The 13,226-nt window shown below is 43.3% G+C and carries 10 protein-coding genes and 1 pseudogene; 4 read left to right on the top strand and 7 right to left on the bottom strand.

What is annotated here, in order from left to right; genetic code table 11:
• Positions 1-110 precede the first annotated feature (110 nt).
• The 5 genes and pseudogenes from F986_RS02695 to msuE all read right to left on the bottom strand — a co-directional run bounded on the left by F986_RS02695 (position 111) and on the right by msuE (position 4,018).
• Positions 111-725 (bottom strand): riboflavin synthase, encoded by a 615-nt coding sequence (locus F986_RS02695; protein WP_004691699.1) that lies wholly within the window; start codon positions 723-725, stop codon positions 111-113.
• Between the two features lie 61 nt (positions 726-786).
• Complete coding sequence (locus F986_RS02690; protein ID WP_004691698.1) at positions 787-1,620, bottom strand: SDR family NAD(P)-dependent oxidoreductase; 834 nt, start codon at positions 1,618-1,620, stop codon at positions 787-789.
• Positions 1,617-2,027, bottom strand: a complete 411-nt coding sequence (locus F986_RS02685; RefSeq protein ID WP_004691697.1) for a DoxX-like family protein — start codon at positions 2,025-2,027, stop codon at positions 1,617-1,619. The genes F986_RS02690 and F986_RS02685 overlap by 4 nt, the downstream gene beginning before the upstream one ends.
• A gap of 127 nt (positions 2,028-2,154) precedes the next feature.
• Positions 2,155-3,262 (bottom strand): annotated as a pseudogene (gene sfnG / locus F986_RS02680) (dimethylsulfone monooxygenase SfnG).
• Between the two features lie 27 nt (positions 3,263-3,289).
• Positions 3,290-4,018 carry an FMN reductase gene (msuE, locus tag F986_RS02675; RefSeq protein WP_004691693.1) on the bottom strand — a complete coding sequence of 243 codons (729 nt, stop codon included), beginning with the start codon at positions 4,016-4,018 and terminating at the stop codon, positions 3,290-3,292.
• Positions 4,019-4,244: 226 nt separating this feature from the next.
• Here msuE and F986_RS02670 point away from each other — a divergent pair, with 226 nt between their 5' ends.
• Together F986_RS02670 and F986_RS02665 are read left to right on the top strand one after the other, a co-directional pair.
• Positions 4,245-5,273: an IS701 family transposase gene (locus F986_RS02670; protein ID WP_080593157.1), complete on the top strand. Its 1,029-nt coding sequence runs from the start codon at positions 4,245-4,247 to the stop codon at positions 5,271-5,273.
• Between the two features lie 229 nt (positions 5,274-5,502).
• On the top strand, positions 5,503-6,153 hold the full coding sequence (locus F986_RS02665) for a response regulator (RefSeq protein ID WP_004691689.1): 651 nt from the start codon (positions 5,503-5,505) through the stop codon (positions 6,151-6,153).
• A gap of 59 nt (positions 6,154-6,212) precedes the next feature.
• Here F986_RS02665 and F986_RS02660 read toward each other — a convergent pair whose 3' ends face one another.
• Both F986_RS02660 and F986_RS02655 read right to left on the bottom strand, forming a co-directional pair.
• Positions 6,213-6,980, bottom strand: coding sequence for a hypothetical protein (locus tag F986_RS02660; protein WP_004691688.1), 768 nt, complete (start codon positions 6,978-6,980; stop codon positions 6,213-6,215).
• A gap of 402 nt (positions 6,981-7,382) precedes the next feature.
• Positions 7,383-10,880 carry a hybrid sensor histidine kinase/response regulator gene (locus F986_RS02655; protein ID WP_026056409.1) on the bottom strand — a complete coding sequence of 1,166 codons (3,498 nt, stop codon included), beginning with the start codon at positions 10,878-10,880 and terminating at the stop codon, positions 7,383-7,385.
• A gap of 186 nt (positions 10,881-11,066) precedes the next feature.
• Here F986_RS02655 and F986_RS02650 point away from each other — a divergent pair, with 186 nt between their 5' ends.
• Positions 11,067-11,399 (top strand): DUF485 domain-containing protein, encoded by a 333-nt coding sequence (locus tag F986_RS02650; RefSeq protein ID WP_004691685.1) that lies wholly within the window; start codon positions 11,067-11,069, stop codon positions 11,397-11,399.
• The gene (locus tag F986_RS02645) at positions 11,399-13,114 is read left to right on the top strand and encodes a cation acetate symporter (protein ID WP_004691683.1); all 1,716 of its coding nucleotides are present in this window, start codon (positions 11,399-11,401) and stop codon (positions 13,112-13,114) included. Before F986_RS02650 ends, F986_RS02645 begins: the two co-directional genes overlap by 1 nt.
• Positions 13,115-13,226: the final 112 nt, after the last annotated feature.

The raw sequence follows: 13,226 nt of genomic DNA, 5'->3' as shown, positions 1-13,226 counted from the left end.
ATACCGTCTCAAGCAGACGGTATTTTTTATTTCAGCATAAGCAACAACAGGTCTGGATTGCGCTACAAACATGTATATAGGATGCAGTCGAATTAGATAGAAGAGCGATCTTAACGCTGATGGATGCTTTCTAAGGTATCCACCATCGTCCGTGTCATCTGATCAATTTCATAATTGACGGCATCGCCGACTTGTACCGATGCCCACGTGGTCAGACGCAAAGTTTCAGGAATCAAATCAACTGAAATTTCATGGCTGTTACGATCAACACGGTTGACGGTGAGGCTACAACCATTCAGACCAATAAAACCTTTTAAGAAAAAGTATTTAATATTGCCCTCGGGAATGTGGAGATCCACATGCAGAGTCTCGCCGTGACGGCTCAGCTGCTTTACTGTAGCCGTTCCTTCGATATGTCCATACAAGTTGTGTCCCCCATTTTCCATCCCGACTTTGGCTGAACGTTCGATATTCACCTCATCACCTGCCTGTAAAGTGCCTAAAGTGGTCAGGCGTCGAGTCAAATCCGAAACATCAAAATGGACTTGATTGGCGTTAAGATCGATGTGCGTTGCAGTTAAGCAGGTGCCATTGATGGCTACACTTGCACCGATGAAGACATCGTGAAAAAAGTGGTGTGTATTTGAAACCACAAGGGTGCTAAAACCGTCGCCTTGACGGACATCTAAGATTTTCTCTAAGCCTTGTACGATACCTGTGTACATCAGAAGTCTTCCTAATTCGGGGTTTATGTTTAATGTAAATGATCTATCACTTGATGTGGCATTATTTTGAGTTGAGATGTGCTAAAGCTGTATCTTTAATGGGATTTCGACGCCAATAATAGGGTTGCAAAAATCGGAGTAACAGACGTAATGGCATCATCCATACGATTCGAGTATGGCGACGTTTATTCTCTAAAATACGTTGAGCCAAATAGCGATAGACCACTTCGGGAGGATCGATAATAAACAAAAAAAGCCGTTTAATTTTGTTCCAGTGCTGAACATCGCCATTTTGCCAAGAGGATACCAGTAGGTCGGTTGCCACCATTCCAGGACTGAGCGTACCGACTTGAATGTGGGTCTGTTTGGTTTCTTTAAACAGGGCTTGACTAAAGTACCCTACGGCACGTTTGGTTGTGGCATAGGCGGTCATGCCTGCACTCCATTCGCCTCGAGTACCCCAACCTTCCATATTGAAAATTTGACCATAGCCTTGTGCCAGCATGCCGTTTAAGGCCACTTGTGAGCCGAACATACTGCCTATAATATTGGTTTGAACCACAGTCTGTATGTCTGCTGCTGCAAGATCTTTAAAATCTAGTGTCGCTGTACAACTGCCTGCATTATTAATCCAAATCTGAACAGCACCAAAGTGTTGAATGGCTTCATCCCAAAGCATTTGTACTTCATGGATCTGCGTGACATCACAAGTGACAGCATGAATCAGCGCAGCGGGAAAACGATGCCGTAGCTGTTGCAGGGTGCGCTCTAAATCTGTGCGATTTCGGCCAGAAATCACGACGGCTTGTTGTTGTTCTAAGAAGGCTTGAGCTAAACCCAAGCCGATACCTTTAGAACTGCCTGTAATGACGATGCAACCTGATTTTGAATTCATATGGATCCTTTACTTTGTGAACTAAAGGACGTCGCTTCTTGGTTGTGAAGCATGCAATAACAAATGGATAGACTGATCATTGCAAGGTTCATGACCACAGGATTAAAAGCACGAATGAGACTGTCTGGTATTAGCAAAGCGACCAGTGTGAATAAAAACACTAAGCTAAAGATACTGAGGTAATGCAGATATTTACTGGAGCTAAATAGGAACAATAAAGCAAAAACACACTCCAGTATGCCTGAGCCCTGACCTGCCAGTTGGGCCTGTGCATAGGAAAGTCCAAAAGTTTGCCAAATGGTAATCTCATCGGGATTGATAAAGAGGATTTTAGGAATTAGACCTTGATAGCCCCATAAAAAGGCCAAAGAGAGATTAATGAATTTAGAGGGTTGGCTGTTGTTCATATCAAGTGGTTATTTTTTACTTTGTGTGGATTATACACCAATAAAAAAACCCTCAAGCCGAGTCTTGAGGGAAGAATAGAGTCACCTATCATTATTATTTTTTAGTTCGTGTCTGCTGCTTACCGAGCTAAGCAGATTTGGCATTCTCAACGGATTGCTGTTGAGCTTCCAACTCACGAACCAATGGCAACACTTTGGCACCGAAGTATTCAACCTCTTCGATAAAATGTAAAAAACCTGAAAGGATTAAATCCACCCCAACGGCTTTTAATTCCACAATACGTTCGGCAATTTGGCGTGGTGTACCAATCAAATTGGTTTTAAAGCCATCATTATATTGAACCAAATCTTCAAAGGTCGATTTGGCCCAGTTGCCTTCACCTTCAAGTGTTGCTGCTCCCGCTTCACGGGTGGCATCGCCAAAGGCGTGTACCGCTTGAATATTGGCTTTATCAATAATTTCTTGCAGAACCGTTTTCGCTTCTTCCTCTGTATCTCGGGTAATGATGAAAGCATTGACCCCAATTTTGACCTGATGGCCATTCTGTTGGGCTTTTGCACGAATATCATCAATCTGTTTTTTGAGCTCCTCAGGGGTATTGCCATTGGTAAAATACCAGTCTGAAACTCGTGCAGCCATATTCCGTGCAGCACGAGAGCTGCCGCCTTGGAAAATTTCAATATGCGGCTTTTGCACAGGTTTGGGTGACAAGGTGTAGTCTTTGAACTGATAGTACTTTCCATCGAAACTATAGTTGTCTTGGGTCCAAACGCCTTTTAATGCACGAATAAACTCTTCCGAGCGAGCATAGCGTTGGTCATGTTCAGGCCATGCTTCACCAATAGCATCAAATTCGCCGCGAAACCAACCACTAACCACATTAATCGCAATACGTCCTTGGGTTAAGTGGTCGATGGTTGCAAGCTGCTTTGCGGCAAGCACGGGTTTCCACGGGCCAGGTAAAATAGCGGCAATGACTTTGAGTTTGCTGGTTTTGGCTAAGATACCGTGACTAAAACTGACCGACTCATGTTGGTTTTCTGCATTATAACCCGCAGTAAAACGAATCTGAGTTAGAGCATAGTCAAAGCCATTTTTTTTCCGCAGCCTGCGCTAAACGGACGTTATAGTCATAACTCCAGTCCGTGCGCTGCTCAATATTACTCACCACTAAGCCACCGCTGACATTGGGAACCCAATAAGCAAACGTAATATTTTTATTCTGTTGTGACATGTGAAAACCCTCTCAATGCTTTTTGCGTTAAGCGACCTGTGGTTTGGCTTTTTTCTGATGCAAGCGAGACTCGGCTGCATCTAAATTTGGTACTGCCGCTGAAGGCAGTACATCATCTTGTTCGATTTGCGTGTTGATACCCAAGTTCTGATTCGCAAGTTGGGTCTTTTCTTTCACCACTTCTGCACGCTGACCTTTCGCAGGTGCCCATTCTAGGATGGGTAAAGCACGAGCTACCGCAAGAGTAATGCGATCTCGTAATAATTCACTGTGGATGGTATACGCGGGTGTAAAGTCTTTGTCTGTGGCATAGACCCCAATGGGTAACGTTTGCGCTTGGAAGAAACTGAATAGTGGGCGAAGTTGATGTTCCAGTACCAGTGCATGGCGTTCACTGCCGCCTGAGGCTGCAAGTAGTACCGGTACATCGACCAGCGCCGTTTGCTCAACAAAGTCGAAAAAGTGTTTGAATAAACCGGTAAATGAAGCACGGTAAACAGGCGTTCCAACAATCAAAGCATCGGCAGCTTCGACCGCGGCTAAGTCATCTTGCACACGTTGTGGCAGTTGATTGCGGTAAATCGCACCACCGAGTAAATGTCCAATTTCGCTGAATTTAATGAAATGTACATTGATTGGGGTTGCATCGCCCAGTTCATTTAATATTTCTTGTACTAGCGCCTCAGTTTTAGACGGAGTATTTAAACCGCCTGACACAGCGACAATATTGAGTGGTTTTTGCAGTAAAGTAGACATAAGGAAAGCCCTAAAGTGTTGTATCTCGGAATGGGCTTATTTATCTAATATCTGAACGAAGGCTGTAAAATAAAGAAATAGCGTTAAGTTATCTGATTTTAAGATATATCTGTTGAGCTTGAAAAAGGCTGCTAAAATTTTTATTAAATGGTTGTATTTTTTATATATATTAGGACTTACGCATTGACGGATTCAAAAAAGTATTAAAATACTTTATAAAGTATCTGTGATCAGACGAATTAAAAATGCTTCTACAGCAACTTGTACACTACCCATTTATATGGGCTTTCTCATGACAGAACCGAACTCTATTAGCTGCACACAACTTGCCGAGACTTATAACATCTCGCATGATAGTGTAAATCGCTTTCTAGAGCGTGAAGACTACACACCTCACGACCTATATCAAGAAACAATTCAACATATTGATAATAATAAACTTATAGTCAGTATTGATGATACTGTTTTAGATAAACCGTATAGTCAGCATATGGACTTGGTTAGCTATTTTTGGTCAGGCAAACACCACCGATCCGTCAAGGGTATTAATCTCATTACCTTGTATGCGATAGATCAAAATGGTCAAAATATTCCAATTAATTTTCGAATTTATGACAAATCTGAAGGTAAAACCAAGAATGATTACTTTATGGATATGTTAAGTGAAGTACTCAGTTGGGGGGCAAAGATTCAATTTATTACAGGTGATAGTTGGTATTCATCGACTGGAAATCTAAAAACCATAAGAAAACATGGTATTCGATTTATGTTTGGTATCGACTGTAACCGTAAGGTTTCCCCTGAAAAAGGACAATGGTTTCAACTGCGTTTATTGCCAAATTTCCATCAGGGTCAAGTGGTCTGGCTCAAAGATTTTGGCTTTGTACAATTATTTAAGACTCAGTTAAAAGAACAGCAGAGGTTTTATATTGTGCATCAAGATGAAGATGATTTATTGTCCTTTGAGGGTTTTCATGAATTACATTCAAGTCATTGGAAAATAGAACAATATCACCGAGTGATTAAACAGGTTTGTCATATTGAAAAGTTTCAAGTAAGACGATCTAAACTGATTTTGAATCATATTTTTTCAGCCTTGATGGCCTACGTTGAGATACAAAAGAACCAGTTTGAGCGGATCTTTGAAAATGTATATCGTTGGCAGAAGAAGTTATTTAGACCAATGATCAAAAACTTCATTGATGACTTTATTCTCGATAAAAATCATCTGCTACCACAGAGAATCTATAAATGATAGTGCGTAAGTCCTAATATATTTAAAATAAATAACCTTTTTCGATGTGCTGATAAATTTTATATCAAAATGTGATTAGTTATTTATATTTCAAGATCGACTTGGAATTGAGGCTATTTTCCTACCTAAAGCGTGATAAAGTGAAAAAAAGTTAGACTTTGCATATCCTTATCGGCACTTGTATGGTTAGAATAGTCATGACTAGTGCACTCGAAATCTGTCGTTGCTTATGAATATATTAATCGTTGATGACCATCCGCTGTTTCGCCATGCGTTAATCCAAGCTGTTCGTTATAGCTTACCGCAAGCTCAAATTCATGAAACAGCCGCAGTAAACGAGTTTTATGAACGCCTTGAAAAAGGTCCTGAACCTGATTTGGTGCTATTGGACTTAAACTTACCAGGTGCTTCAGGTTTTTCTGCATTGGTACACGTTCGTGCCCAGTATCCATCATTACCGATCATTGTCGTTTCAGCGCATGAAGAGACGTCGATCATTCAGCGTTCAATTGCGCATGGAGCGATGGGGTATATTCCAAAGTCGGCACATCCAAGTCATATTGGCGAAGCAATTCGCGAAGTCTTAGATGGTGAAATTTGGTTGCCACCAAATTTACCCGCTAACATGAACTTTGACCCACGTGCTGCCGATGAAACTGCACTGGCTGAGCGAATTCAATCCTTAACACCGCAGCAGTTCCGTGTTTTGATGATGGTGGCAGAAGGTTTGCTGAATAAGCAGATTGCTTATGAACTTGATGTTTCAGAAGCGACGATTAAAGCGCACGTGACTGCGATTTTTCGTAAGCTCGGGGTACAAAACCGAACTCAAGCGGTCCTTGCGATCAATGCTTTAAATATTGAAGAAAAACGCATGTAAGCTGATCTATTGAATTAAAAAAAGCGCTGAATCATCAGCGCTTTTTTTCGGTTTTGAGTTTAAGCCAAGCAGTTTTGTTTACTGGTGACATCGGTACAAAATAAAGGATTTAAAGCACATTGCAAGTCATCAATTTGCTCTTCAGAGACATAGCCCTGTTGTTTCAAATAAGCGGCAACGCGGTCATCACGCAGAATTAAAAAGGCCGCATCATACACGCCAAGATCGATAAATAAAGCCGCTGTTTCCAAGCTGTTGAAACGGTCTAAGTAGATTTCGTTGTCATACATAAGGAAAATATGGTCTTGTGTCCCTTGGGCATCAATATTTAAACGATCCGCCAAGACTTGTGGTGGTGTTTTAATAAAGAGCAAATCCGACAGTTGGTCAAACTGGGTGGTATCGAGTTGATCCTGATCGGTTTTGACTTTACCGAGCCATGCTTTAAACACCAATACTGCGCCGCCGCGAAGGAGCATACTCCAAATTTGATGGCGCACATCTGCACTGAGTCCGCTGGATTCGGCTTCCAATGCCAGCAAGAACGGGTCTTCTTGTTGCTGAAGTTTTTCAAATAGACCTAAACCTTGCGGTTGGTAAGCCGCGGGGCGAAACACATCAAAGTCGAGTTGTTCAAACACTTGTAATGCGAGGGGAATAGCGGTGTGATACAGCGTATCTAAGGCCCGAACATGTGTCTCGTTGAGTCTACTTTGTTTAAAGACTTCGACCCAGTCAATACTGGGTAAAAAGGCATTGGCACTATACTGGCGCAGAAATTGTTGCGACTGATCTGAGCCATGTGGCATTGCTTTAGAAATGTTCATCATAAAACTCCAAGAGAAAGATGATCAGTTTCTTCAGCGAAGGAAGAGGGATATAGGTAGAAAAACTGATCTTTTCTTAGTCCTAGTTATCTGCCAATCCCCTGCGGAGATGAATACGACTAAAGTCGTAGTTTGTGTTGTTATGCATATTTAGTTTAAATAAAACAAATACTTGAAAAATTGTAATTAAGTGTACAAGTGTTCATTAATGTAACTGGTGTATTTTGCCATAGTAAAAATAGATGTGTAATTTTTAGTCAATACTGTGGGGCTTCAACGTGCTGAAAATGAGCACTTTGGTCGAAATCTTTAAAATTTTAGTCAGTTTGCCATGTATACAGAGCCTAAAAAAGACAAAACCCAAGTCAGATGACTTGGGTTTTGTGAGCAAATGTAGTGAATTTATTCAGGATTTGAAATTTTTAAACCCGATAACCATGCTCGTAAAGAAGCAGGTTTTAACGGTTTTTTCAATAGCACGATATTCATATCTTTGACCCGTTGTGGCAGTTCAGGATCTGAGTCTGCGGTAATCAAAGCGACAGGTACATTTTCTTGGCGATTGGCCAAAATAAAGTCCAAACCAATTTTGTCATGATTTAAGTGCTGATCGACCAACCAGACCTGAATGTTTTCTTGTTGAATCATCTCAAAAGCTTGCTCAGGTTCGGTTGCCTTAAACACTTGATAACCCCATTTGGTGAGTAAAGTCGACATCCCTTCTAAAATGGTTTCGTCATTGTCTAAACACAGAATTTTATAGGCCTTAGTTTTGAGAGGAACGGCCTGTACAGGTGCGGCAACCACTTTTGGTGGGTCAATGATCGGCACTTCAATCATAAAGCAGGAGCCTTTACCATATTCTGAATAGACATGCACTGGGTAGTCGAGCAGACTAGTCATCCGCTGCACGATGGCTAAGCCCAAGCCAAGCCCTTGCTCACCCCACGGTGAGGTATGACCACAGCGCTCAAACTCTTGGAATAGTTTAATCCGTTGTTCTTCTGCAATGCCGGGTCCAGTATCCCACACTCCAATTCGAATATGGTGTGGTTTGTCCGTAGAGCGGAGTACACCCACCACCACTTTGCCTTTGGCAGTGTAGCGTAGGGCATTACTGACAAAGTTCTGAATAATACGGCGAATCCATTGTGGGTCGGTATCTATCCAGAACTGAGCATCATGTACGCTGAAACGAATTCCGCGCTGTGCGGCAATGGATTTAAACTGCAATTCGAGGTCACTGAGTAAATCATGCAGCGGATAAGCCTGACGGTTGGGTTGAATGGTGCCACCTTCAAGACGGGCAATATCCAACAGGGCAGACAACATACTTTCTGCACCGTGTAAGGCACGATCAAGCTGTTGTAGGGTTTTACGGTCTTCTTCACTTTGTACGCTTTGTTCTAAAGCCGTACTGAACAGACGCGCGGCATGCATGGGTTGCAATAAGTCATGACTGGCCGCGGCAATAAAGCGGCTTTTCGACATATTGGCTTTATCGGCTTGCTCACGTGCTAGTTGTTGTTCAGTTAATGCATCTGCTAGCTGTTGAGTTCGGTCTTGGACACGCGCCTCCAGCATGGCTTCGTTTTCACGGAAGGCGGTAATGTCGGCGAAGGTGGTGACGAAGCCACCGCCTTCAATTGGATTGCCGCGCATCTGAATGACACGACCATCTTTACGAATCCGTTCAAATTCATGTGCGCTACCGACTTGCATCCAGTGCATCCGTTTCCGTACATGTTCTTCGACCGAACCCGGACCACATTCGCCGCGCTCTGCGTTATACCGAATCAAATCGGAAATCGGACAACCGACATAGACAATGTCTTTTGGATAATCAAACAGTTTTAAATATTGGTTATTCCATGCCACCAAACACATATTTTCATCGACCACACTCACCCCTTGGGTCATGTGGTCAATCATGGTCATGATCAGGTTTTGATTAAAACGTTGCCACTGTGAGGCTTGGTCTAGAATGTTTGCCACTTGCCCCAAAGCGAGGCCATTGTTGACCATTGCAGTGGTGAGCAGAGTACGTGCTGATGCAGCACCAATGGTGCCTGCCAAATATTGCTCGGTAAAACGCCACCACATGCCGTTGGCATTGCTGTTTTCATTCAGTACCACATTGTTCTGTGCACAGAACTGTTGGAAAGCGCGTATGGTTGCGCCATCGCCTGTAATCCGTTTGGCTAAGGTGATTAAATCACCGACTTTTAAACGTGCAACATCGTGATGAATGTAGTTGATGTCTGTAGACGTGCTCTGTGTCGGCAGTGGTTTAGTTTCATAATAGAAAAAACTTTCTGCTTGAATTTGTTCAGCCACGCTGGGACGGAAAACTCGGGAAATCCAAATGTATAAAATAATATTCAGACCGAGTGCCCATACTACCCCATGAGTGAGTGCGGCAAAGGATTCAAAACCGAGCAGGGCTTCAGGGCGTAACCAGTTAATGCCCATTGGCCCGAAATTGAGAAAGCTTTCGGTAAAGTGTGAATATTCAGCAGGCAAACTGCGCAGTACAGTGGGTAACAACAGGGTGTAGGCCCACATACCAAAACCGGCCAATAAACCTGCATAGACGCCTTGTTTACTGCCGCCACGCCAGTACAGACCACCTATGAGGGCAGGTGAGAACTGAGCCACCGCACTAAAGGCCAACAAGCCAAAGACTGAAAGTTGGTCAATGTCATTGAAAAAATGGAAGAACAAAAAGCCCAATAACATTACGGCTAAAATACAGACCCGACGGGTAAATTTAAGCACCAAAGGTAAGCGTTTATCGTGGCGGGACAGTAAATTAGTACGCCATAAGGCGGGCATGATCAAGTCATTACTGAGCATGATCGACAGGGCCACTGAAGACACCAACAGCATACCCGTAGAGGCAGAGAAGCCGCCTAAAAAGGCCAATAGGGTTAACCAGTCTTGGCCATAACTTAAAGGTAAAGACAAAACCGCTACATCGGGAATCGCTAAGTAACCTGGCGTTGCATGCAGCGCCCAACTGGCAATCGGGATAATAGCAATGATGGTTAAAACTAAATAGACTGCGAACCAGCGCCGTGCCCCGCGAATATGCTTTTCATCACGCAATTCGACCACAGCGACGTGGAACTGACGCGGTAAGCAAATGATCGCGAGTCCAGCCAACAAGGTTTGAATCCAAAATGTATCGGGCACCCCAATGAGTTGTACTTGATGGAAAGTCTCTGCGACATCTTTGGAAATTTGATGGATGTTTTCAGGTGCAGCAAACACGAAAAAGAGTGCGACACACAGCAAAGCAAACAGTTTGACAAAAGACTCGAAGGCAACCGCCAACATCAGACCACCATGTTGTTCTGTATTGGCAATCTGTCTGGTCCCGAAAATCATGGCTAAAATGGCCAAAATACCAGTGAGGAATAACACACCGTTGGTGGTTGAGGCGATACTGCCTGCGGTGGGCTCTAAAATCACCGCAGCACTGAGTGCAATAGCGCGTAACTGCAGGGCTAAGTAAGGAATAATCGCAATGACGGCGAGGATAGTCACCATTGAGGCCAAAGGCCCACTTTTACCATAGCGTGCAGCGACAAAATCGGCAATCGATGAAATAGCATGGTGCTGACGGACGCGGCCTAAACGACGCCAAATGTCATAGCCCAGTGCGACGAAAAGTAGTGGGCCAAGGTAGATCGGCAGAAAGATAATGCCTTCACGAACTGCTGCACCTGTTGCGCCATAAAAGGTCCAAGATGAACAGTAGACCCCTAAAGTTAAACTAAACAATAGCATGCGCCCACGCGTGCTCAGGCGGCTGGCGTGTTTCTCACCAAAAAAGGCGCAGATAAAGAGTAAGACGATATAGAGGGCCAATACCCCGATAATGAGCCAGCTGTTCATTTTACCTAAAGTTTTTCCATCATCTCGGCCATCATAGCGCATCTGGGATAGAGGCTGCTGAGCTTGTTTAAAATTTACAGACCAAAGTCTAAATTACAACCCATACAGAAGCTTGCTACTTTAGCAAATGTAATAATTCGAATTAAAAAATTGTATCTACGGTTGGATACAGACAGGAGTATGGTTATGGATGAGAGACAAGTAGAACAGATTCTACAAAATCCCAAATTCAAGGAAATGGTTAGTCGTAAAAGTAAACTGAGCTGGACACTGACAACTATTATGTTGGTTGTATACGTTGGTTTCATGTTGTTGGTCGGCTACAACAAAGAATTTTTAATGACTTCAGTCAGTGGTGGGGTGACCACGATTGGCATGCCATTGGGTCTAAGCATTATTGTATTGTCTTTTGTTTTGTGTGGTGTTTATTCGTATATCTCGAATAACAAACTCGACGCATTAAATGAAGAAGCAATGCGTGAAGTCGAAGCCATTGCGCAAGAGAAAGGACAGCACTAATGAAATGGAATTCATTGAAAGCGCTTACAGTCGCTGCTACAGCATTGTTGGCTTCGAGCCTAGCACTTGCAGGCCCAGATTTGGGTGAGGCTCAACAGCAAGCGACAAACTGGCATGCCATTATCATGTTTGGTATCTTTGTCGGATTTACTTTGCTCATCACTAAATGGGCAGCAAAACAAACCACCAACACTGCTGACTTCTATACAGCAGGTGGCGGGATCTCAGGTTTCCAAAATGGTTTAGCGATTGCGGGTGACTATATGTCCGCAGCGTCATTCTTGGGTATTTCCGCAATGGTTTTCAGTTCAGGCTTCGACGGCTTGCTGTATTCATTGGGTTTCATGGTCGGTTGGCCAATCGTATTGTTCTTGGTGGCTGAACGTCTACGTAACTTAGGTAAGTTCAACTTATCTGACGTAGTGTCATTCCGTTTAGCAGAAAAACCAGTACGTACGCTTGCAGCAGTAAGTTCATTGGTTGTCGTTGCATTCTATCTGATCGCTCAGATGGTGGGTGCAGGTCAGCTGATCAAACTGTTATTTGGTTTGAACTATAACATTGCTGTAGTAATTGTTGGTCTTCTGATGATGGCTTACGTGATCTTCGGTGGAATGTTGGCAACAACTTGGGTACAGATTATTAAAGCTGTGATGCTTTTGTCTGGCGCGACATTCATGGCTTTCATGGTGATGAAAGGCGTGGGCTTCAGTTTCTCTGAAATGTTCACCCAGTCAATTCAAGTTTTCTCTAAAGTACATGATATTTCTTTAGCAGAAGCGGGCAATATCATGGGCCCAGGTAAACTTGCAGCGAACCCAATTGATGCCATTTCTTTAGGTTTGGCTTTAATGTTCGGTACAGCGGGTTTACCACACATCTTAATGCGTTTCTTTACCGTTAAAGATGCTAAAGAAGCACGTAAATCAGTGGTTGTTGCCACAGGTTTCATTGGTTACTTCTACCTTTTAACCTTCATCATTGGTTTTGGTGCGATCCTTTATGTATCGAACAACCCACAGTTCATTGATGTCGCGAAAATGGCAGTAACTGGCAAGCTAGAGCTTGTTGGTGGTAACAACATGGCAGCGGTACACTTGTCTGATGCATTGGGCGGTGACTTGTTCATGGGCTTCATTTCAGCAGTGGCGTTCGCAACGATTCTTGCTGTTGTTGCAGGTCTGACCTTGTCAGGTGCTTCAGCAATTTCGCATGACTTGTACGCAAACGTATTCAAGAAAGGTCAAACGACTCCTGAATCTGAGCTTCGTATGTCTAAAATCGCGACTTTAGGTCTTGCTATTTTTGCAATGATTTTAGGGATTCTGTTCGAGAAACAAAACGTTGCCTTCATGGTCGGTTTAGCATTCTCTGTAGCAGCATGTGCCAACTTCCCAGTGCTTGTACTGTCAATGTTCTGGAAAGGTTTAACCACACGTGGTGCGGTGATTGGTGGTGTGATTGGTCTAGTGACTGCAGTAACACTAATTATCTTATCTAAAGCCGTTTGGGTCGATACATTGGGCATTTCTGAAACGCCAGTGAACCCATTCAATGGTCCAGCAATCTTTGCAATGCCATTGGCGTTCTTCTGCTGCTGGTTGTTCTCTGTGACTGATAACTCAGCACGTGCACAAGCAGAACGTAAAGCATTTGATGCGCAGTATGTACGTTCACAAACAGGTATTGGTATCTCAGGTGCTTCAGATCACTAATCTGAACCTGAACTAAAAAAAGCCCCTTCATCGGGGCTTTTTTTATGGTGTTGACGCTCCTAACTGTGTCAGCTTTGTATATTGAAATGCATAGATCGTGACATTCAGTATT

Source organism: Acinetobacter johnsonii CIP 64.6 (assembly GCF_000368045.1).
Classification (GTDB): Bacteria; Pseudomonadota; Gammaproteobacteria; order Pseudomonadales; family Moraxellaceae; genus Acinetobacter; species Acinetobacter johnsonii.
The sequence above is the reverse complement of the archived record's forward strand: the minus strand, read 5'-3'. Positions and strand labels throughout refer to the sequence as shown.